The sequence below is a fragment of the Bradyrhizobium sp. STM 3557 genome (assembly GCF_045571465.1).
Classification (GTDB): Bacteria; Pseudomonadota; Alphaproteobacteria; order Rhizobiales; family Xanthobacteraceae; genus Bradyrhizobium.
The window spans coordinates 6,218,923-6,239,697 of the sequence record NZ_CP120697.1 but is presented as its reverse complement, the minus strand read 5'-3'; the positions used below and the strand labels follow the sequence as shown (position 1 = coordinate 6,239,697).

The window sequence follows — 20,775 nt, the reverse complement described above, 5'->3', positions numbered from 1 at the left end:
GGGGCGGTCCGTCAGGACCGAACCCGGAAATCCCGAAGTGGTGAGCGTAAAACAACTTGAGAGTCCGGGTTCGCTCGCGGTGCGAGCGCCCCGGAATGATCATAATGCACCGCAGCACGGGATTTCAGCCTCTGCGGCTAACGGTCAATTCCATTCCCTGCGACAACTCGGTATTGATGCCCTGGCATACAAGTCGGGCGCCGCATCGTACGGCTCCCGAAACGTCGGGAGGATCAATTGCATAAGACAGAATTGCTCAGGCCCTCACATGGCCTGACCAGGCGCAATCTGATGGTCGGTGCAGCCTCGCTTGCTGCGGGCGCGGCGATCCGGCCGGCCAAGGCCGCCGACAATCCGATCGTGATCAAGTTCAGCCACGTGGTGGCGTCCGACACGCCGAAGGGCAAGGCGGCCGACAAGTTCAAGGAGCTCGCCGAGAAGTACAGCGACGGCAAGGTCAAGGTCGAAGTCTATCCGAACTCGACGCTCTACAAGGACAAGGAAGAGCTGGAGGCGCTGCAGCTCGGCGCGGTGCAGATGCTGGCGCCGTCGAACTCCAAGTTCGGTCCGATCGGGATCAAGGAATTCGAGGTGTTCGACCTGCCTTACATCCTGCCTGACCTGAAGACCTTGCGGAAGGTGACCGATGGCGAGCTCGGCGGCAAGCTGCTCAAGCTGCTCGACAAGAAGGGCATGAGCGGGCTCGCTTATTGGGACAACGGCTTCAAGCAGATGACCGCCAACAAAAAGCTCATCCAGCCTGCCGACTACAAGGGGCTGAAATTCCGCATCCAGTCCTCCAAGGTGCTTGAGGCGCAGTTCCGCGCGCTCGGCGCGATCCCGCAGGTGATGGCTTTCTCGGACGTGTACCAGGCGCTGCAGACCGGCGTCGTCGACGGCCAGGAGAACACCTGGTCCAACATCTATACGCAGAAGATGCACGAGGTGCAGAAATACGCCACCGTCACCAACCATGGCTATATCGGCTACGTGGTGGTCGTGAACAAGAAGTTCTGGGACGGCATGCCCGCCGATATCCGCGCCGCCTGCGAGAAGGCGATGAAGGAGGCGACGGAGTACGGCAACGGTCAGTCGGCGAAGGAGAACGAGGACGCGCTGGAGGAGATCAAGAAGGCGGGCAAGACCGAGATCGTCACGCTGACGCCGGAGCAGGACGAGGCGATGCGCAAGGCGATGATGCCGGTCTACAAGGAGGTTGCCGGCCGGGTCGGCCAGCCCCTGATCGACGAATTCCTCAAGGAGACCGGCCGCAGCCCGATGAACGGGTAAATCCGAAATAGGCCGAGGCTTCCGCGGCCGGTGGGCCGCGGAAAGGGCGCTTGACCTGATGGTGATGGCGGCCGTCCGGTCGCTGTGGGGACCTACATGCTGCTACGTATTCTCGACCGGCTCGAGGAGATCATCATTGCGAGCCTGATGGGCGCGGCGACGCTGATCACCTTCGTCGCCGTGGCGCATCGCTTCCTGGTCGATGTGCCCTTGCTCTATCCCTATCTGTTCCAGATCAATCTCGCCTGGTCGCAGGAACTGTGCATCTACATGTTCATCTGGATGGCGAAATTCGGCGCCGCCTACGGCGTGCGCACCGGCATCCATGTCGGCGTCGACGTGCTGATCAACCGGCTCAATGACCGCTGGCGCAAATGGGTGATCCTGTTCGGCCTGTTCGGCGGCGTGGTGTTCACGGCCATCGTCGGCACCATGGGCGCCAAGTTCGTCTATGAGCTGATGTCGACCGACCAGACCTCGCCCGATCTCGAGATCCCGAGCTGGATCGTCTATGCCTGCATTCCGCTCGGCTCCTATCTGATGTGCTTCCGCTTCATCCAGGTGATGTGGGCCTATTTCTGGACCGGCAGCCTGCCGCATCACGATGCCTCGCATGTCGAGGGCGTCGAGGTCAGCTCCAAGGCGCCGATCGCGCTCGGAGAAGCGTGATGAGTGCGGCGCTGATCTTCGGACTGCTGTTTGCCCTGATGCTGACGGGCATGCCGATCTCGATCTCGCTCGGCCTCACCGTGCTCGCCTTCCTGTTCACGATGACGGAAGTGCCGATCGAGAGCGTCGGCCTGAAGCTGTTTTCCGGCCTCGACAATTTCGGCATCATGGCGATCCCGTTCTTCATCCTGGCCGGCACCTTCCTCACCCGCGGCGGCGTCGCCCGGCGGATGATCGCGTTCACGACCTCGCTGGTCGGTCATCTGCCCGGCGGCCTGGGCCTCGCCGGCGTTGCGGCCTGCGCGATGTTCGCTGCGATCTCCGGCTCCAGCGTCGCCACCGTGGTCGCGATCGGCTCGATCATGATGCCCGCGATGGTGGAATACGGCTATCCGCGCAGGTTCGGCGTCGGCGTGATCTCGACATCAGGTGCGCTCGGCATCCTGGTGCCGCCCTCGATCATCCTGGTGCTGTACGGCGTCTCCACCAACACCTCAATCGGCGCGCTGTTCATGGCCGGCATCGTGCCGGGCGTCCTGCTCGCGCTGATGCTGGCCGCGGTGACCTGGTTCGTCGCCTGGCGCAACGACTATCCAAGGATGAAGCGGGCGACGCTCGGCCAGCAGTTCAAGGCATTCCGCGAGAGCCTGTGGGGCCTCCTGCTGATCGGCATCGTGCTCGGCGGCATTTATGGTGGCATCTTCACGCCGACGGAAGCCGCAGCGGTTGCCGCGGTCTACGCCTTCATCATCACGGTGTTCGTCTACAAGGAGCTCAGACTCGTCGAAGTCCCGAAGGTGCTGCTGCAGGCCGCGAGCATGAGCTCGATGCTGCTCTACATCATCACCAACGCGGTGCTGTTCTCGTTCCTGATGACGCACGAGCAGATCCCGCAGGCGATGGCCGCCTGGATCGTCGACAAGCACTTCTCGATCTGGATGTTCCTGCTGGTCGTCAATATCATCCTGCTGCTCGCCGGCAACGTGATGGACCCGTCCTCGATCCTGTTGATCATGGCGCCGATCCTGTTTCCGTTGGCGACCAAGCTTGGCGTGCATCCGGTACATCTCGGCGTGCTGATGATCGTCAATACCGAGGTCGGGCTTTGTCATCCGCCGGTGGGGCTCAATCTGTACATCGCCTCCAGCATCGCCAAAATGGGGATCAGCGAGATCACCGTCGCGGTGCTGCCCTGGCTGTGCGCGATGCTGGTGTTTCTCGGCTTGATTACTTACGTGCCGGAGATCTCGCTCTGGCTGCCAAGGCTGCTCGGCATGATCTGATGGCGGTGCAATGATCTGAAACAAATTTGCGCCGCAACGCGGGAAATATTTCCTCGCAATGGAGACATGTCTGTCCAAACTGTAATTTGATTGCGGCATGCCGCGCGCTCATGCTGGCGCCAACTTTCCCCATGGAGGTTCGCATGAGAAGGTTCACCGTCGCCGCCATTGCGGTTCTCGCCATCGCCGGATCGACCGCGGTCTACGCGCAGCGCACGTGGTTGTCGGACCATATGCACCATATGCGAATGAACCCCGAGGACCGCGCGGCGTTCGCGGATGCCAAGATCGCGGCCGTTCATGCCGGGCTGAAGCTCAACGCCGATCAGGAGAAGCTGTGGCCGCCGGTCGAGAGCGCGGTGCGCGACCTGGTCAAGATCCGCCTCGACCGGGCAAATGCGCGCATGCAGGTGCCCGCTGATCCGCAGTCGCCGCAGAGCGTCGACGATCCGGTGACGCGGCTGCGCGAACGCGCCGACACGATGGCCGCGACGGCCGCAGCGATGAAGAAGATCGCCGACGCCGCCGACCCGCTCTACAAGACGCTGGACGATGGCCAGAAGCGCCGGCTGGCGGTGCTCACCCATCACGACGGCCGTTTTTTTGGCCCGGCCGGCTGGCGCCACCGCTGGATGGAGCGCGGCGAGGGCGATTCCGACATGCCGCATTTTGGCGGCCACCGGTTTGGCTCGGATCGCATGGACGAGGAGGGGTCCGGACGGCTCTGACGCCGGCATCGCCGGTCGGTTAAGGATCATTGGGGAAAACCGCCGGCAGCGGCGGTTTTTCCGCATCTGAGGATGCGAAAAAACCCTTTCTCTTGCTGGACATCCGGGAAACGCTTTGCTAAACGACCGGCTCTTGCGAAGGCTTTCCCGGATGCAAGTTCCGGGCGCATAGCTCAGTTGGTAGAGCAGCTGACTCTTAATCAGCGGGTCCTAGGTTCGAGCCCTAGTGCGCCCACCAAAGGAAAATTTTCATTTTCCAGGACCTTCGCGGAGGGCCGCCGAGAACCATGGGTCTCGTGCGGCGTTTTAGTGTGGGCGGCGGGCGAGTGGTTTGACCCCCGGTCCCGAACCACCGTGTACCGTCGGTTGCGATCCGTTCCGAATGCTGCAGCTCGATTGTTCGCTATGAGCAAGAAAGATTGCATCGACCGCGTCTGGGACATTATCGAAAAGGTCGGCGTGTGCATGCTGACGACGCAGTTCGTCGGGGGACTGCGTGCGCGCCCGCTTGAAGCCAGACCCGACCGCGACGCCGGCGTGATTTTCTTCGTGACCGACATCCACAGTCCCAAGGAGGACGAAATCGAGGCCGCGCCCGATGTCGGTCTCGTCTTCATAGATTCAGGCAGTAAAGCCTACCTCTCCATTACCGGTCGCGCCTCAGTCATGCGCGATGCTGACAAGATCGGGGCGGTGTGGCGCAAGACCGACGAGGTGTGGTGGCCGGGCGGCCCGAATGATCCAGACGTATCTTTGTTACGGATTGAGCCTTTCACAGCCGAATTGTGGGATGGACCGGCGAGTGCCGTCGTTACGGCATTCGAGTTCGCCAAGGCGAGGTTCACTGGTGACGAACCGAAGCTCGGCGAAAATCGCAAGGTGACAGTCAAGATGTGAGTGCGCCACGATCTGCCGTCCGCTTTCGCCAGTGCAGTCCCATTTTGTATCGCAACACCCACGACGTATGATGCACGCTATTCTGCTGGGAAGCTCTACGCCGCCGGATCTCCCCTTTTCATCGCACTTCGAGTTCTCTTGTTCAGCCTTGCGCTCGATGGCCCCGCGGCCGCCTTCGCGGCGGAACCATGCGTTGACCAAACGGCTGGCTGGTATCCTTCGCAGTTGCCCGGCTCTTGCTTTGAAGTATGATGGATTCACGTAAACATCATACTGGGTGACGGCGTGGACTGGTCAGGTCGTGTCGCGAGGCAACCATTCGAGCCCGGCTCGATCGTCCTGTTCGGCGGTCTCATCGTCGCCAATGTCGTCGCGTGGGCCTGGGCCTTCGCGCTGTTTGCAGACCGGCCTGCGGCTATGGCAACCGCGCTGCTTGCCTGGGTGTTCGGACTGCGCCATGCCGTCGATGCCGATCACATCGCCGCCATCGACAACGTCGTGCGCAAGCTGATGCATGCGGGCGATGCACCCAAGAGCGCTGGTCTCTATTTCGCGCTCGGCCATTCCACCGTTGTCGTGGTCGCGACCATGCTGCTGGCGCTGGGTGTCCTCAGCCTTGGCGGCGACAGCCTGCTCAGGGAGATCGGCGGCCTGATCGGCACCTCGGTCTCGGCGCTGTTTCTGCTGGCGATCGCGATCCTCAACCTCGTCATCTTCGCCGGCCTCTGGCGGACGTTTCGCGCGGCCCGCGAGCGTAGGGTCCATGATGCCGCGCAACTCGATGCGCTCCTCGCCAGCCGCGGCCTTCTGGCGCGACTGCTCGGCCCGATGTTCCGCCTCGTGACAAAGCCCTGGCACATGTATCCGCTCGGGCTCTTGTTCGGGCTCGGCTTTGATACCGCGACCGAGATCGGTTTGCTCGGCATCTCTGCCACCGAAGCTGCGCGCGGTGTTTCTTTCGCCCAGGTGCTGGTTTTCCCCGCTTTGTTCGCGGCCGGCATGGCGCTGGTCGACACCGCCGACTCCGCGCTGATGGTCAGCGCCTACCGCTGGGCCTTCGTCGACCCCCACCGCAAGCTCTGGTACAACCTGACCATCACCGGCGCTTCCGTCGCGGCCGCGCTGTTCATCGGCGGCATCGAGGCACTGGGGCTCGTCAGTGATCGTCTCGGCCTGTCGGGCGGACTCTGGGCCCTGGTCGAGGGCCTCAACGAGTCGCTCGCCAATCTCGGCTTCGCCGTGATCGCGTTGTTCGCGATCGCCTGGCTCGTCTCGATCGTGCTCTATCGCCGCGTGTTTGCGAATGACAAACGTCGTGCTGCGCCCGAACCGCTGAAATGCGCCGATGCGACCGAGGCGGCGTGAGGGCGTTCCAACCCGGCCAACGATGCAGGCTCGCGATAATCATCTGCTGACCGAACTGACTGCGCTTGCTGCCGCACTCGAGCGTGGCGCCGCCGGCAACCTCTTCCGGTTCGGAGTGTTCCGAGTGCAGCGCAGCCCGCGGTGGTCAGTATGATGTTTTCACATTGATTTCATACTGGCGTCACCCTAGCATTCTTTAAGCACCGGCGCAGGGGCAATGAAGCCGGCTTCTCGCATCTCTTTGCGTTTAGGTGCCGGACTTGCGTGGAATGGCGTGGGGCAGGTCTGGGAATGCGGGTGCGGGGAGTTGGCGCGGGCGTGCTGGCGCTATCGGTTCAGGCTGCAAGTGCCTGGGCGCAGGCGCCGGCGGAGACGGGCAACGCGATGGCGGCGGCCGTCCCGATTCAACTGCCGGCCGTGAATGTCGAGGCCCCGAAGCGATCGATACGACCGGAGCGCGAGGCGAAGCACGTGCCGCGGCGCTCGCGATCGGCGGCAACGCGCAACGCGCCGATCTCACCGACGACAATGCGGGCTTCGGATACGCCGTCCGACGCGCCAGCGGTCGCGTCCGGCGCTGCTACTCCGCCGAGCATGGCAAGCGAGATGCGCATCAGCGGCGAAGCCATCAATGCACGTCCGGTGACGCGTCCCGGCGAGGTGTTGGAGGTGGTCCCGGGCCTGATCGTCACCCAACATTCGGGCGAGGGCAAAGCCAACCAGTATTTCCTGCGCGGCTACAATCTCGATCACGGCACCGATCTTGCCATTTCGGTCGACGACGTGCCGGTCAACATGCGCACGCATGCCCATGGCCAGGGCTATGCCGATTTGAACTGGCTGATGCCGGAGACGATCGGCGGTGTCGATGTGCGCAAGGGACCGTACTTCGCCGATGAGGGCGATTTCGCTTCCGTCGGCAGCGTGCATATCGGCCTGATCGACAGCGTGCCAAAGGCGATCGCGCAGCTCACGGCCGGCAGCTTCGGCTATCGCCGCTTCTTCGGCATGGACTCCGCCAGGGTCGGCGACGGCAATCTCCTCATCGCTGCCGAGACCGCGCATTATGACGGGCCGTGGACCACGCCCGATGACATGCAGAAGCGCAGCGCGCTGCTGCGCTACTCACAGGGGACTGCGACCGACGGCTTTTCCGTCACCGGCATGGCCTATGCGAACCGCTGGACATCCACCGACCAGGTGCCGGAGCGCGCGATCAACTCCGGCCTGCTCGGCCGGTACGATTCGCTCGATCCCACCGATGGCGGCAAGACCAACCGCTTCGCGCTATCGGGCCGCATTGCCGGCACGGACGATGCCGGCGCGTGGAAGGCCAACGCTTACGTCCTGAAGAGCCAGCTCGACCTGTTCAACAATTTCACCTACGTCCTCAACGATCCCGTGCTTGGCGACCAGTTCCATCAGCACGATGATCGGCTGATGGCTGGCGCGAACGCCTCGCGCACGCTCGACGGCAGCTTTGCAAACCGGCCGATGCAGACGACGTTCGGTGTCCAGACCCGCTACGACGACATCGCGCTGGCGCTGAGCAACACCTATCAGCGGACCCTGCTCTCGGATATCGATAGCAGCAAGATCGGCAACGTGCGCAGCGACAAGGTGGGCGAGGGCAGCGTCGGCGTCTACGTCGAGAATACGGTCAAGTGGACTGACTGGCTGCGCACCACGGTCGGCTGGCGCGGCGACTACTATCGGGCGCACGTCTATTCGCTGTTCGACGGCAACAATTCCGGCGATGTCAGCGCCGGGATCGGCAGCCCGAAATTCCGCATGGTGCTGGGCCCGTTCGACAAGACCGAGTTCTTCCTGGGCGCCGGCTATGGCATGCACAGCAACGACGCCCGCGGCGCCACCACGACCGATGATCCGAACAATCCGGGCAACAGGCTCGATTCGTCGCCGCTGCTGGTCCGCACCAAGGGCGCGGAAGTTGGCGTGCGCACACGGACAATTCCGGGGCTCGACTCCTCGCTCAGCTTCTTCATGCTCAACCAGGATTCCGAGATCCTGTTCTCGGGCGATGCCGGCGACACCGAGACCAGCCGGCCGAGCCGCCGCTACGGCTTCGAGCTGACCAACCACTATCGTCCCGCGCCCTGGATCGACCTTGATGCCGATCTGGCGATGACGCATGCGCGCTTCACGGGCTTCGACAGCGACCAGGCGGCGGCCTACGCCTCGCTCGCCGGTTACCCGCAAGCGCAGCTCGGCAATGCGCCGGGCAACTACATCCCCAACGCACCGGCGTTGATCGCCTCGGCCGGACTCACGCTCGGCGACAGGACCGGATGGTTTGGCGGCCTGCGCTGGCGCTATCTGGGGTCGACGCCGCTCACGGAAGACAACTACTTTCGTTCGAGCGCGACCAGCATCGTCAACGGCCGCATCGGCTTCCGCGATGCCAATGGCTGGCGTATCCAGCTCGATGTGCTCAATCTGTTCAACACCAAGGCGAACCAGATCGCCTATGGCTATGGCTCGCTGCTCAAGACCGATAGCCTGTACAAGCTCTGCTATCCAACGCAGATCGCGCCGGCAGCCGTATGCCAGACCGGTGTCATGGATACCGTGCTGCATCCGGTCGAGCCGCTGACGCTCAGAGTGACCATCGCCGGCAGCTTCTGAATTGGTAACACCATGCCTGCCGCGATCTGGCGACCGCAAGGCTCAGGTCGCAAAGGACAAGCCCAGCATCATCAGCCCGATCGCGGCCACCCAGCCGCCCAGCGAGCGGATCGCGATGCTGCGCCAGCCCGTCATCGAGTCCGGCTGCATGAAGGCGACCGCGAGGGCCATCACCAGCGTGATCATCACATAGCCGACGCAAGCGAGCCCGGCCGCGAACAGCAGGCGGTCACTCTGAGGTGCAAGATCGGCAGCATTCACCGCGCCGCGCAGCAGAGCAACCGAGAAAGCGATCATACACAACCCGGCAAGCGGGATGCGCGGCGCTGCTGCGAGTAACAGCCCCAATACCAGGATCAGGCTTGCGTTAAGGACCGGGCCAATCGTCGCTGTGCCAAGCCAGTGAACGGCGGTCATGCCCGCCAAAAGCCCGAGCGGGAAGATGAGCACCAGCCAGCGCCCTATTGCGGCGCCGAGCGAGCCGGCCAGCACGCCCAAGGCCGTCCAAAGAATGAGGTCCTGCAGGTCGGTGAGTGGATGCAGCGCGCCGGCGTAGAAATCGCCAAGGCGGATGGATACGATGTGCGCCTGTGCAGGAGCCGCATGCAGCAGCAGAAGAAGAGGTGCAATCGCGACCCGAAGGGCCCGCTTCGTCATGCAAGGGCTCCAAGGCTCTGGGCGAGGAAATAGCCGCCAAGAACCGCAATCACCACGCCGAAGCCTTGGATCAGGCGCTCGCCAATCGGCCATTGCGTCAGGGTTCCGAGCACGATGCCGCAGAGGTGGAGCAGGCCGGTCGCGACCACAAAGCCCACGCCATAAGAGAGTGGATTGGCCGAACTCGGAAGCTCGACGCCGTGCGCGTGACCGTGAAAGATCGCAAACACGGTGACCACGGCTGCAGCCGCGACGAACGGCGGGCGCAGGCGCATGGCGACGGCGGCACCGAGCACCAAGGCCGACAGTGCGATGGCCACCTCCGGCACAGGAAGCGGTATCTTCAGCACGCCGAGAACGGCACCGACAGCCATCACCAGTGGGAAGGTGATCGGGAGCACCCAGATGGCCGGCGCGCCGAGTTGTGCGCCCCAGATGCCCACCGCCACCATTGCGATCAAGTGATCGATGCCGGTGAGTGGATGGAGCAGGCCTTGAGCGAGGCCGCCGCCGAGCCCGGCCTGCTCATGGGCAAAAGCCGGATGGCTGCATGCGGCAAGGACGAGCAGCGCCGAGCTCACAAGACGAATGGACATTGTTTGCGGCTGTCTCTTCATGGAATCGCCAGAACACGTACCAACCGGCCGAGAAACCAGAACATCGAGACCGAACCGATCGCATAGGCCGGCAGCTGGTCTCCCCAGCGCGGGAGCGCTGCGCCCAGCTGCCGATGCGCCCAGATCAGCGCAAGAACCAGAAGCACGAAGGCGATCTGCCCAATCTCGACGCCGACGTTGAAGAACAGCAGGGCAGCAGGGAGCAACCTGCGCTCCAGCCCGAGCCCCGCGAGCGCGCCCGCGAATCCGATCCCGTGCACGAGGCCGAAGGAGAGAGCGACGGCCCAGGGATGGCGCGCGGTCAGTCCGGTCTCGCCGCGCTGCTGCTTGACGATCTCCACTCCGACAAAGACGATGCTGAGAGCGATGCACGCGTTGAGCGGGGCTTCGGGCACGCCGATCAGGCCGAATGCAGCCGCCGCAAGCGAGGCTGAGTGCCCGATTGTGAAGGCGGTGATCGTCTTCGCCAGCCGCCAGCCACCATGCACGATCCAGATCAGGCCGAGCACGAACAGGAGATGGTCCGCGCCAAGCAGGATGTGGTCGATCCCGAGATTCACATAGGTCTTAGCGAGCTCGAGCCAGGTATCGAGCGTGGGCGCATCGCTGCCAAGCAGCGACACCACCGGGTTTGCAGCCGAGATCGTGTAGCTGCGCGGCTCGCCCTTGAGCGGGATGATCTTGATCAGGGCAGCCGACATGTCGGCGCCGAGATTGCCGATGGTGATCTGGCCGACCAGCCCCTTGTCGCCGCAGTTCAGCTCCGGCAGCCGCAGGTAGCAATGCGGCGGGACCTTCAAGTCGACGTGCTCGGCGCCGATCGTCGGCTCCATAGTCCAGTGGCCGATGAAGACCCCACGCCGCATCTCGCGGAACTCGAGCACGCCGAGCGAGGCTTCGTGGGCAGCCACCATGCGTGGCAACACAATCGCGAGAACCAGCAGCGCGAGACTGAGCAGGCGAAGCATGGTCAAGGCTCGTAGCGGATCTTGTAGCTCGCCTTGAGGCGGTTCACGGCCTCCCAGGCCTGGCGACGGGTCTCGTCGGTGTGCCACATCTTCTCGGCATCGTCGCGGACATCTTCGAGCTTTGCCGGCACGCCCGGCGTGCGGGAATCGAGCCGCACGACGTGCCAGCCATCCTTGGACTGGAGCAGGTGCCACTCGCCCTGCGGCATGGCCAGCAATCCGTCGCGGAAGCCGTCGCCGAACGCGGCGGCCAGGCTGTCCACCGGGCGGCCGAGAATGGCCCGCGTCTGCTCGCGCAGATCCTCGGACTCGCGCTGGGCACTGATATCTGCGAGCTGGCCTTCGGCGCTGGCGCGATCTGTCGCAGGCGTCAGGTAGAAGCCGACGCGCTCTGGGGTATCGAAGCGGGCGTGGTTTTCGGCGAACCAGGCCCGCAGCTGCTCGTCGGTCGGCGGGGGGACATGGACCTGGTCGAAAATCAATAGCTGCAGCTTGAAGGCGACGCGATCGCGGATCATCTCGTCGCCGCGATCGACGCCAAGCGCCTTGCCTTCGCGATAGAGGATCTCGCTCGCGATCCAGGCGTCGGCCATCTTCTGCAAGTCGGCCTCGGACGGTACGCGCTCCTTGTCCTCGTCGAAATTGTCGATGAACGACTGGCGCAGTGCCTTGGTGACCGTAATCACCTTCTCATCCTTCGCCGGCGGGTGCAGCAGCGCATCGGCTGCGAAGATCGTGGCGCCCAGCACCGCGAAGTGGAGAAGGGGCTCGCGCAGCAGAGAGCGCAGCATCGATGCGACAGATTGTCCTATCGAGGCGCCGCTATTGTATCGATTGTCCGTCAGCTCCTCGGAAGGACCAATGGCAGCAATTGGCTGTATCGTATTCGAAATCACCGGCGCTGACATGTTCGTGCTGCGAGCTCACAGATAGCGGCGGCGCGTATATGCAACGGGCCGCCAGCCCATGTCATCCGCAAATCCGTCATGTCACAAAAATTTCGCATGGACTCTACCGCATGCTCGTTCGCCGTACGCCGCGTGCGGGAAAATTTGTGAGCTAAACAAAACCTTCAACAAACTGTCTCCGAGTTTTGGTTGGTTCGCGGGCGCAAATAACCGGCGTATCGCGCATATGGCGATGATTTCGTTTTGCACTCGTAATAATTCGCATGGGGGCAACCACGTGGTTCGATCAACCAAGACTATTCTTCTGACTGCAGCATCGGTCTCGCTTGCGCTGTCGCAGGCCGCCGAGGCAAACGAGCAGTTCGGCCAGAAGACGAGGGGAAATCCTTACGTCGCCGGCGACATGCATAATCACAATACCTGCACCGACGGCTCGGTGGCGGCGGGCTATTCGATCGATCGTGCGGTCGGCAAGGGCACTGCGGCCGCGGGCGGCACCAATTTCGATCTCGACTGGTTCACGCTCGGCAACCACGGCGGCTCCGGCAACCGAGACTGCCGCTTCAGCGACACCAGCGCGAACATTCCGGGTGACACCACCACCACCTGGAGCAAGACGCTCGGCAAGACCATCGACGGCATCACGATCAGCAGCCTGAAGGGCACGCCGAACGGTACCGGTGACAGCGCCGCGATGTGGCGCTGGCAGTCGATCAAGGAAATCGAATATCCTGTTATCGTCAACCGCACCTCGATGTACAACAAGGTGCTTGTGGAAGGGCTGGAGTGGATCGTCCCCGGCCATGAGCACACCGACGTCGCCGTCATCGCGGGCCAGAATCCGCGCGGCTACGGCAATGCCGACAAGATGGCGGAGTTCGAATTCCGCTTCGACCGCGCCGATACCGACGCGATCGGCCCGCTCGATGCCAAGAACAACCAGGTCTGGACTGGCAAGGACAACGTCAACAACAGCGGCACTGCCGGCCACGGCAAGTCGGTTGCAGGCATTCAGTGGCTGCAGGCGAACTACCCGCTGACCTCCTACGCCGTTCCGACCCATACCGAGCGGCAGGGCCCGTTCAATCCGTCCAGCTCCGCCGGCTATAACATCGAGCATTTCCGCGACTTCAACAATGCCGGCCCGACGGTCGCTTTCGGCATCGAATCGCCCGGCCACATGGCGCAGGGCGGCACGTCAGGCGGCTCCGGATCCTATGGCAGCGGTGCCGTTGGCGGCGGCACCTACGGCATGGCCGGCATCTATACCGCGAAGGTCGGTGGTCTGTGGGACGGCCTGCTCGGTGAAGGCCGCAACATGTTCGTGTATGTGAGCTCCGACTGGCACAACCGTGGCGCCTTCGGTGCACGCGACGCCGCGACCACCTCGGACTTCATCCCCGGCGAATACACCAAGCTCTACGTGCCGAATGCCGATCATTTCCGTGCGCAGTCGATCATCGATGGCATGCGTTCGGGCAACTCCTACTCGGTCAACGCCGACATCATCGGGCCCGATCTGATGTTCCGTGCCAAGGGCGAGTGGGACTTCGACTGGAAGACCATGGGCGAGACGCTGGTTGTTCACCCCGGCGAGAAGATCGTGCTCGAGATGCAGATGACCATCCCGGCCAAGAACAACAGCCCGTACAGCTTCAACAACCCGTTGTTGGCGCAGGTCGGCATCAAACAGCCGCTGAACAAGCCCTCGCTCGACCACGTCGATCTGATTACCGGCGACATCACCGGTCCGATCGCGCCGGGCGCGCCAGGCTATGCGGTCGCCAATGCCGCCGGTACCGCCGGTGCTGCGATCGTCTACAATCCCTCGGCCAAGATCGCCAAGCAGATCAGCGCGACGAAGATGCAGAGCGAGAAGCTCAGGGATGGTTCGACGCGCCTCCGCTTCACCACGACCTTCACCGCGAGCAAGACGCCGTTCTACATCCGTGCCCGCGGCACCAACATTCCGGTCGCGACGCCGAATGTCACCGACAGCGCCGGCAATCCGCTGCTCGACGTCAATAACGCCAGCGTCAACTGCACGGACGCCGCCTGTCCGGCCCATCTGGCGACGGTGAACGGTGTCAAGAAGGTCACCTACGACGTTCAGGCTTATTCGAACGTCTGGTTCTACGGCAATCCGATCTTCGTCCGGCCGTTTACCGCTCCCGAGCTTCTGGTCGAGAAGAACGCCCATCTCGCGCGCAAGCTCGCCTTCGAGCATCATCACTGGGACGGCTGGGATCATTGGGGTTATTGGGGCCATTGGGGTCAGTGGGCCTGGAATCGCTGAGATCTGAGAACTGGTCCGGCGGCTGACCGCCGTCGGACCGTGATCGCTGCGAGCGCCGGTCCGCACTGGACCGGCGCTCACGACTTTGGAGGGTGCGGTCTTGCCTCGACGCCATCATCTCGTCTCATGGTCGGCGGTGCTGGTTTGCGCGCAGGCCGTTCTCGGCTGCACGAGCGCCGCGGCGGAAGAGCCGACCCGGGAGGCCTGCACGGCCGCTGTCGAACAGGCGCAGAGCATCGCTTCAGCGCTGCCCGCCGACGATGCGTCGCGTTATTTTGCCGAACGCGATCTGCATCAGGCGCTGGTGGAGGCTGGCAATGGCGAGTTCGACGACTGCCTCGAAGCCGTCGCGCGCGCCACCGATGAGTTGCGCGAGCGCCGCCATCAGCTCAAGCCGGGCGAACGTCTCAACGTGCTGCGTCCGGACGAGGTGCCGCCCCGCTGACAGCGAGGCTATCGCACATGGCTGGTTGCGTTCGGGGCCTCATGGTTCGAGACGCGTCGCAAGCGCGACGCTCCTCACCATGAGGATTTAGGACCTCTCCGCGGAAACAGCCCTCATCCTGAGGAGGCCGCGGCAGGCGGCCGTCTCGAAGGATAGCGAACAATAGCTGCCCACCCCGCCTCCTTCGCCCTATGCGATTGCCCTGCCGCCAGGAGGGGGCCGCTTACGCTGCCTTGTCATTGTCGTGTCATGCTCCTGCGCGCATGGTCCGACAATGTCGATAGTTGCTGCGGGCTTTCAAGACATGGACCAGATCGAGCCGCTTTTCCCGATTCCGCTCATGCGCTCGCCGGGGCTGCTCAGTCCCGAGCTCAAGGACGCAGCGGTCGCCGCCATTCGCAGTTCGAAGATCGAAAACAACCTGCGCTCCGGTCAGCTGTTTCACACGGAAGTGGCCGATCCGCGCAATAACAACCTGTTCCAGGCCATCGCCGAGCTCGCAGGCCCAAAGCTTGTCGATTTCGGCGAGTTGCTGTTCGGCGAGAAGCTGCGCTGGACGGTCAAGGAGATGTGGACCAACATGCTGGAGACGGGCGGCAACCAGACCCTGCATGCGCACGCCAACAGCTTCATCTCCGGCATCTTCTATCTGACACCGTCACATCCGGCGAGCCACACCGTGTTCGTGCGGCCGCCAGGCGGCTATGACTTCTCGTTCCGGCATCACACGCGCAGTGCCGCGATCGGCCCCTACAATGCCGGCAAGTACATGCTGCCCGAGGCCGAGCCAGGCGATCTCGTGTTGTTTCCAAGCTATCTGTATCACGAGGTCCCGCGCAATCAGGGCGAACAGCGGATCACGATCGCCTTCAATGCAATTCCCGATCACCTGGATTGCTGGGGCTATCGCGTCACCTTCACGCCGTGAGCTCTTTCAGTCGGCGAATTCGTGTGCGAGCAGATCGCGCGCCTCGGCGCGCGATGGCGCCGCCGCGTCGATGGCGGACAGCAGGCGTTGCGCCGCGGCACGATCGGAGCCGCGCAGCGATCGCGCCATGCTCATCAGCGGCGCATAAGCCGGCTCGAACTCCGCACTGAGACGAAGCGCATCGAGCAGCCCCGGAGCGGCCGCCGCGATCAGGGCCGGCCCGCGCGGGTCGCCGGTCAAGGCGGCGCCGGCCTCGATGAAGCGGTTGCGGGCCCGCCAGTAGGCCTCAAGCCGGGCGCTCCAGAGATCATGCTGCGCCGATGCCAGCAATTCCCTTGCCTCGGTCGGCATGCTCCTGATGACACCAAGCAGCAGCGACCATGGCGGCGCCGACAGCGCCTCGACATTGCGCCGCGCATCATAGGTCACGAAGGGATTGTCGTCGGTGTTGCGCGGACCGTCGCCGGCGAAGGCCGCAAGCGCGTTCGATCCGCCGAGATATTGCCCGAGCACGTCGATCGGTGCGTCGAAACCGAGCCCGTGCGTGATGTGCCGAAGCTGCGGATCGCGTAATCTTGCTGCCAGCGCGTCGGGATCCAGCGGGCGGGCTTCTCTTGCACCGATCAGCGCCAGCATCGGCGTGCGGACGCTGTAGTGGTTGAGCCAGGCGGACGCGCCGGGATAGACAGCGAGGAAGCTGCGAATGATCGCGCGCAGCGATGGCTGATCGAGCTGATAGAGCGGCAGCCACTGGCAGAAGATCCCATCCTGCGTCAGCCTCTCGCGCACGGCCGCGAAATGCTCGGTCGTGTAGAGCGCGCCGCTGCCATCCAGCGCCGGGTGGAACAGATCGGCGACGATCACGTCATAGCTGCCGGAATCGGCCACGACATAGCGTCTGGCGTCGGCGACCGTGATCGGCGGCGTGTCCTGCGTCGCGTCGGGATTGGCGAACCATGGCAAGAGGTCGATGACCTCGTGCGACAGCTCGACGCCGCGGATGTCGGTGCCGGGCATCCGGGCGCCGCCGACGATGGTGGCGCCGGTGCCGATGCCGAGAAACAGCGCGCGCCGAGGCGCCGGATGCAAGAGCAGCGGCAGCAGCGCCTGGCGATAGTCGGATCGGACCGAGCTGGTGCCGCCCATACGCGAGCGACCATTGACCTCGAGATAGCGCACGCCCATCGCGTCCTCGACGGCACTTGCCGTCACCATCGGCCCTTCGCGAACGGCGAGCAGCCGGCCGCCGGGCGGCACCTTGACCAGCATCGGCGCCGGCATGGCGAGCAGGATGAGCGCAGCCAGGACAGGAGCGGCGGCCCAGAGAAGGGCGACCCGGCGCGGCGGCAACAGCAGGAGATAGCCGAGCGCGATGCCGATGAGCGCGGTCCATGCACCGAGCTTCGGGATCAGGAGCTGAGCCGCCAGCATCGGCGCGATCGCCGCACCGACGCTGTTGATGCCGACCGCCCAGCCCAGCGATCCCCTGATGTCGCGCACGTCCTGGGCGAGGTGCGCGAACAGCGCGCCCATCGCTATCGAAGGCACCAGAAACAGAGCAAGCGCGATGGCCAGCTCGCCGAGCATGCCTGCCTGGAGCGCCGAGTCGGCAGCACCCATGACATGGGGAACGAGGAAAGCGGTCATCAGGCACGCCAACGCGGTGATGGCGAGCAGGGCGAAGAGACGCGTCTCGCTGCCATGGCGCCGCACCCGCTGCCAGATCCATCCGCCGGCCGCCGTGCCGAGCAGATAAGCCGCGAGCAGGCTGGCATAGGTATAGACGGTGTCCTGCAGCACCTGAGCGGCCAGACGGACGATCAGGATCTCGAAGGCAATGCCGAGCAGGCCGGTCGCAAACAGCGTCACGGCCAGGCGCGTATCGGTCATTCGGCCGCGCTGCGGCGCCCTGCCGGCATCCGTCTCCACCCCGTGCGGGCCGACTCCGGTGGTGAGTGCCCCGAGCGCGCATAGCGCGTTCACGGCCGCGAGGCAGAGCAGCGTTGCCGAGAGGCCGACGGCCGGGATCAGCAGGAAGGTCGACAGCAGCGTTCCGGCGACCGCACCCGCGGTGTTGGCACCATAGACGGCCGCGGCCACAGGCGCATCTGCCGACGATTCGCGCAGCATCCGCTCCAGCGCGGCGAGCGTGCCGCCCATCGCCACTGTCGCCGGAAGCAGAACCATGGTCGGCAGCGCGAAGCTGCCGGTCCACAGCAGGACGGGTGATGGCTCCGTTCCGAGCAGCGGCGCCAGCGCCCGGCCTGCCGCGGGCAACAGCCAGATGGCGCAAACGCCCCAGCCTCCGATGACGGCTTCGAGCAGCGCGTAGACCTGGCGTGCGGAAGAGGCACGACGGATGAGGCGATCGAGCGCGAACGCGCCGAGCGCAAGCCCGGCGAAGAATCCGGCGATCGAGCCCAGCACCGCCATCATCTCGGTGCCGAGCACCAGGCTGAACTGACGCATCCAGACGATCTCATAACCGAGACCGGCGCAGCCGGATGCGGCGGCGAGGCAGATGAGCCAAAGACGTTGACGGCGCAACGAAGCGCCGACGCGATCAGTTCTGGCGATCGTCGCGCGGGGAATCTCAGATGGCAGGCTGGTCATGCGGGGTCCGGATTGCAACGGCTAGCGCCGGTTGCGAGAGAGCTGGCGGAAACCTGCGCGCGGCGGGCACGCCAGCGGGTCCTTGCCCAAGAGCTGTTTGTCCTATCTATCCCGGACTTCTTGACACGCATTTGACAGAGCCGTTTTGGCTGTCGCTATATTCTCAGCGCAAGCGACTCCGTGATGACGATGGTTGCATTGATCGCGATGAGACACGCGCTGCCGCATTTCACAAAATGTAAGGAGATCGCAATCATCGGCGTCCCCGCGGGCCGCTAGATCGCTCGATCGGCCTTCGCGCGCTGCATCCGCAGGCCACGCGGTGGCACAAACGCCCCTCGCGCTCAGAACCAGTGAATACGATGATGACCGCGACAATCCAAGGATGCCGCCTGCTGGACCGTTGAAGTGGTGCGCGCTCGACCGTTGAAGTGTTGTTCGCCGTCCCTAGTTGAGGCTTGGCGCAGCGATCGAGGCAAGCGCGTCTATGATGCGGCATCGGATTGATGGCAGCCCATTCAAGTTGGGGGAGCAAATCATGGGCGTCCGGCGAAACGCAGCGCTATTGGCTGGCCAGGCGCGGGCGCTTTCGGGGCAAGCGGACGTCAACCGGCCGACCACCCCGCTGAAGCGGTTGAAAATGAGCCAAGGCTGTCATTCAGCTGCGCGTCTCTGTCACACGCTGCCGAGGTATTCTAAAACCGACATCTCGGTGGTGGCACGTTTGTTACTGACACTTTGTGCGATATGTTTCCCTCCTCAAGCCAGCTGCTCATGCGTCCGGCACGGTGTACGGAGCATATGCATGGCCGAAGCCATCTCGCTTAGAAAACTTACAAAATAAGCCGCGCCTTTTCTCGGCAACAGGACGGGCCGGAGCCGTGCGCGCGTCAGTATGAGTAGCCTCTGCAAACAGCGGCCGTCGTGGCTTGAAGATTGCCGCTCGGTAGGAGGTGCTAATGACCCGCATCAAATTTAGCCCACTTTCGATTTTGGGAACGGCTTCTCTTTGCGCGGTCCTCGCGGTCCTTGTGCCTGGAGTTGGTGGAGCACAAACCACAGAAAAGAAGGGAACAACGCCTTACGTGACACATTTCATCTTCCGCCCGATTATGAGTATTGACATCCCTGGCCTTGGCACTGCCACAAATCTGGAAGCTGTCGGAACTACGCAAAACATGAAAGGAGAAAAGATGTTCGACAAGATGTCTGCGCGTTGCGCAGCGCTGAGCGTCGCATCAGGCGAGAAGAAATACATCGACGGCGCCTGCGTTCTGGCTGACAGCGACGGTGACAAGATCTTCTCGACGTTTGATACTCGTGACGTCGACAAGTCGCAGCCCGAAATGAAGTGCGGCACGCATATCATCACCGGCGGTACCGGCAAGTACAAAGGCATAACTGGCAGCGAGCCATTTGCATGCGTAATGATGCCGGCGCTCGCTGGCCCAGGCGACTACACCGCGATGGATATCCCTCACAACACGGCATGGGAGATCAAGTAAGGGTTCAGCGCGCTTGGGCCGCCTCTTGTGTCGGCACGGCGACGCGCGAAGGCTGGCGATATGCGCTCACGGCCGGATTGAACATCCTTGCCGATTTGCAGGGCGGCGTGATGCGCGGTTCGTAAAGGAATGAAGCCCCGACCAAGTGCGCCGGGGTCTGTACGCCTAACGTCTGAATGTGGCCTGCACCGCCAACTATGAAAGCACGGTTTCCAGATCGGAATAGATGACGTCGGCCGTGCGCTGATAGTGGCGCTGGAGCAGATGCACGGCCTCGTCGGTGTTCTTTGCAAGAACCGCCTGGAGAATCTGTGAATGCTCCGCGCCGACCTTGCGCACCGGATAGGCCTTCGCGATCGACATCATGCGATAGCGATAGAGCCGGTCGGCGAGCTGCTCGCAGAAGCCGAGCAGGGGCCTTGATCCGCACTGGCCGATCAGCGCGGCGTGGAAGGCGCGGTGAACCCGCTCCCACGCTGGATTGTCCTCGAATTTGTCCGGGTCGAGCGAGCGCGGCGTGCGGTCGAGCCGGTGATGCGCCACCAGCAGCGACTCCTCCCAAGCCTGCGTCGCATTCTGCATGGACTCGCGCAGCGCCAGGCCCTCGACCCAGCACCGCGTCTTGGTCAGCTCCTGCAGCTCGTCCTTGCTGACCTCTTTCACATAGAAGCCGCGCTGCTCCATGCCGACGACGAATTCCTCGGTCGTCAGGCGGTTGAGCGCCTCGCGCAGCGGGGTCTGGCCGACATTGTACTGCTCCATCAGGAAGCGCGACTGCAGCTTGCGTCCAGGCTCCAGGCGGGTGGCCAGGATGTCGGCCTTCAGGCGCGCATAGATCGTCGTTGCCAGCGTGGCGGGCGTATCCGTCTTCGGGCTCGGCAGATCGGAGCTCATTTGCATCTCACTGGAATCACGTCCGGATTCTGTACATCAGCTGATCTAAGTAGATAATTTATAAAT

General features: G+C 63.5%; 17 protein-coding genes and 1 tRNA gene. 12 read left to right on the top strand and 6 right to left on the bottom strand.

Translation table 11 applies throughout. The features are described from left to right. The first annotated feature begins 291 nt into the window (after positions 1–291). The 8 genes from P6U24_RS28900 to P6U24_RS28865 all read left to right on the top strand — a co-directional run bounded on the left by P6U24_RS28900 (position 292) and on the right by P6U24_RS28865 (position 8,878). A complete protein-coding gene (locus P6U24_RS28900) occupies positions 292–1,290 on the top strand; it encodes a TRAP transporter substrate-binding protein (RefSeq protein WP_407160634.1) in 999 nt (332 codons plus the stop codon). Positions 1,291–1,386: 96 nt separating this feature from the next. After that, positions 1,387–1,959 (top strand): TRAP transporter small permease, encoded by a 573-nt coding sequence (locus P6U24_RS28895; RefSeq protein ID WP_407155828.1) that lies wholly within the window; start codon positions 1,387–1,389, stop codon positions 1,957–1,959. Next, entirely contained in the window at positions 1,959–3,242 is a 1,284-nt protein-coding gene (locus tag P6U24_RS28890; protein WP_407155827.1) for a TRAP transporter large permease, read from the top strand. Before P6U24_RS28895 ends, P6U24_RS28890 begins: the two co-directional genes overlap by 1 nt. A 143-nt stretch (positions 3,243–3,385) precedes the next feature. After that, positions 3,386–3,970 (top strand): Spy/CpxP family protein refolding chaperone, encoded by a 585-nt coding sequence (locus P6U24_RS28885; RefSeq protein ID WP_407160633.1) that lies wholly within the window; start codon positions 3,386–3,388, stop codon positions 3,968–3,970. Positions 3,971–4,132: 162 nt separating this feature from the next. Continuing rightward, a tRNA-Lys gene (locus tag P6U24_RS28880) sits at positions 4,133–4,208 on the top strand. 167 nt (positions 4,209–4,375) lie between these two features. Continuing rightward, positions 4,376–4,867: a pyridoxamine 5'-phosphate oxidase family protein gene (locus P6U24_RS28875; RefSeq protein ID WP_407155826.1), complete on the top strand. Its 492-nt coding sequence runs from the start codon at positions 4,376–4,378 to the stop codon at positions 4,865–4,867. Between the two features lie 285 nt (positions 4,868–5,152). Next, entirely contained in the window at positions 5,153–6,232 is a 1,080-nt protein-coding gene (locus P6U24_RS28870) for a HoxN/HupN/NixA family nickel/cobalt transporter (protein ID WP_407155825.1), read from the top strand. 384 nt (positions 6,233–6,616) lie between these two features. Continuing rightward, a complete protein-coding gene (locus P6U24_RS28865; RefSeq protein ID WP_407160632.1) occupies positions 6,617–8,878 on the top strand; it encodes a TonB-dependent receptor in 2,262 nt (753 codons plus the stop codon). Positions 8,879–8,920: 42 nt separating this feature from the next. On the opposite strand, the gene P6U24_RS28860 is transcribed toward P6U24_RS28865, so the two are convergent. The 4 genes from P6U24_RS28860 to P6U24_RS28845 are packed head-to-tail and all read right to left on the bottom strand — an operon-like array spanning position 8,921 to position 11,911. After that, positions 8,921–9,535, bottom strand: coding sequence for a HupE/UreJ family protein (locus tag P6U24_RS28860; protein WP_407155824.1), 615 nt, complete (start codon positions 9,533–9,535; stop codon positions 8,921–8,923). Then, on the bottom strand, positions 9,532–10,131 hold the full coding sequence (locus P6U24_RS28855) for a HupE/UreJ family protein (protein WP_407155823.1): 600 nt from the start codon (positions 10,129–10,131) through the stop codon (positions 9,532–9,534). The genes P6U24_RS28860 and P6U24_RS28855 overlap by 4 nt, the downstream gene beginning before the upstream one ends. 17 nt (positions 10,132–10,148) lie before the next feature. After that, positions 10,149–11,120: a HupE/UreJ family protein gene (locus P6U24_RS28850; protein WP_407155822.1), complete on the bottom strand. Its 972-nt coding sequence runs from the start codon at positions 11,118–11,120 to the stop codon at positions 10,149–10,151. 2 nt (positions 11,121–11,122) lie between these two features. Then, a complete protein-coding gene (locus P6U24_RS28845; protein ID WP_407155821.1) occupies positions 11,123–11,911 on the bottom strand; it encodes a peptidyl-prolyl cis-trans isomerase in 789 nt (262 codons plus the stop codon). 394 nt (positions 11,912–12,305) lie between these two features. On the opposite strand from P6U24_RS28845, the gene P6U24_RS28840 reads away from it, so the two are divergent. The 3 genes from P6U24_RS28840 to P6U24_RS28830 all read left to right on the top strand — a co-directional run bounded on the left by P6U24_RS28840 (position 12,306) and on the right by P6U24_RS28830 (position 15,697). Next, positions 12,306–14,324 carry a hypothetical protein gene (locus tag P6U24_RS28840; RefSeq protein ID WP_407155820.1) on the top strand — a complete coding sequence of 673 codons (2,019 nt, stop codon included), beginning with the start codon at positions 12,306–12,308 and terminating at the stop codon, positions 14,322–14,324. 100 nt (positions 14,325–14,424) lie between these two features. After that, positions 14,425–14,769: a hypothetical protein gene (locus P6U24_RS28835; protein WP_407155819.1), complete on the top strand. Its 345-nt coding sequence runs from the start codon at positions 14,425–14,427 to the stop codon at positions 14,767–14,769. Between the two features lie 304 nt (positions 14,770–15,073). Then, positions 15,074–15,697 (top strand): 2OG-Fe(II) oxygenase family protein, encoded by a 624-nt coding sequence (locus P6U24_RS28830; RefSeq protein WP_407155818.1) that lies wholly within the window; start codon positions 15,074–15,076, stop codon positions 15,695–15,697. A 6-nt stretch (positions 15,698–15,703) separates the two neighbouring features. On the opposite strand, the gene P6U24_RS28825 is transcribed toward P6U24_RS28830, so the two are convergent. After that, entirely contained in the window at positions 15,704–18,310 is a 2,607-nt protein-coding gene (locus P6U24_RS28825) for a spermidine synthase (RefSeq protein WP_407155817.1), read from the bottom strand. A 959-nt stretch (positions 18,311–19,269) separates the two neighbouring features. Between P6U24_RS28825 and P6U24_RS28820 the strand changes: the two genes are divergently transcribed. Then, positions 19,270–19,815, top strand: a complete 546-nt coding sequence (locus tag P6U24_RS28820; RefSeq protein WP_407155816.1) for a hypothetical protein — start codon at positions 19,270–19,272, stop codon at positions 19,813–19,815. A gap of 195 nt (positions 19,816–20,010) precedes the next feature. Here P6U24_RS28820 and P6U24_RS28815 read toward each other — a convergent pair whose 3' ends face one another. Further along, positions 20,011–20,709: a GntR family transcriptional regulator gene (locus P6U24_RS28815; RefSeq protein WP_407155815.1), complete on the bottom strand. Its 699-nt coding sequence runs from the start codon at positions 20,707–20,709 to the stop codon at positions 20,011–20,013. Positions 20,710–20,775: the final 66 nt, after the last annotated feature.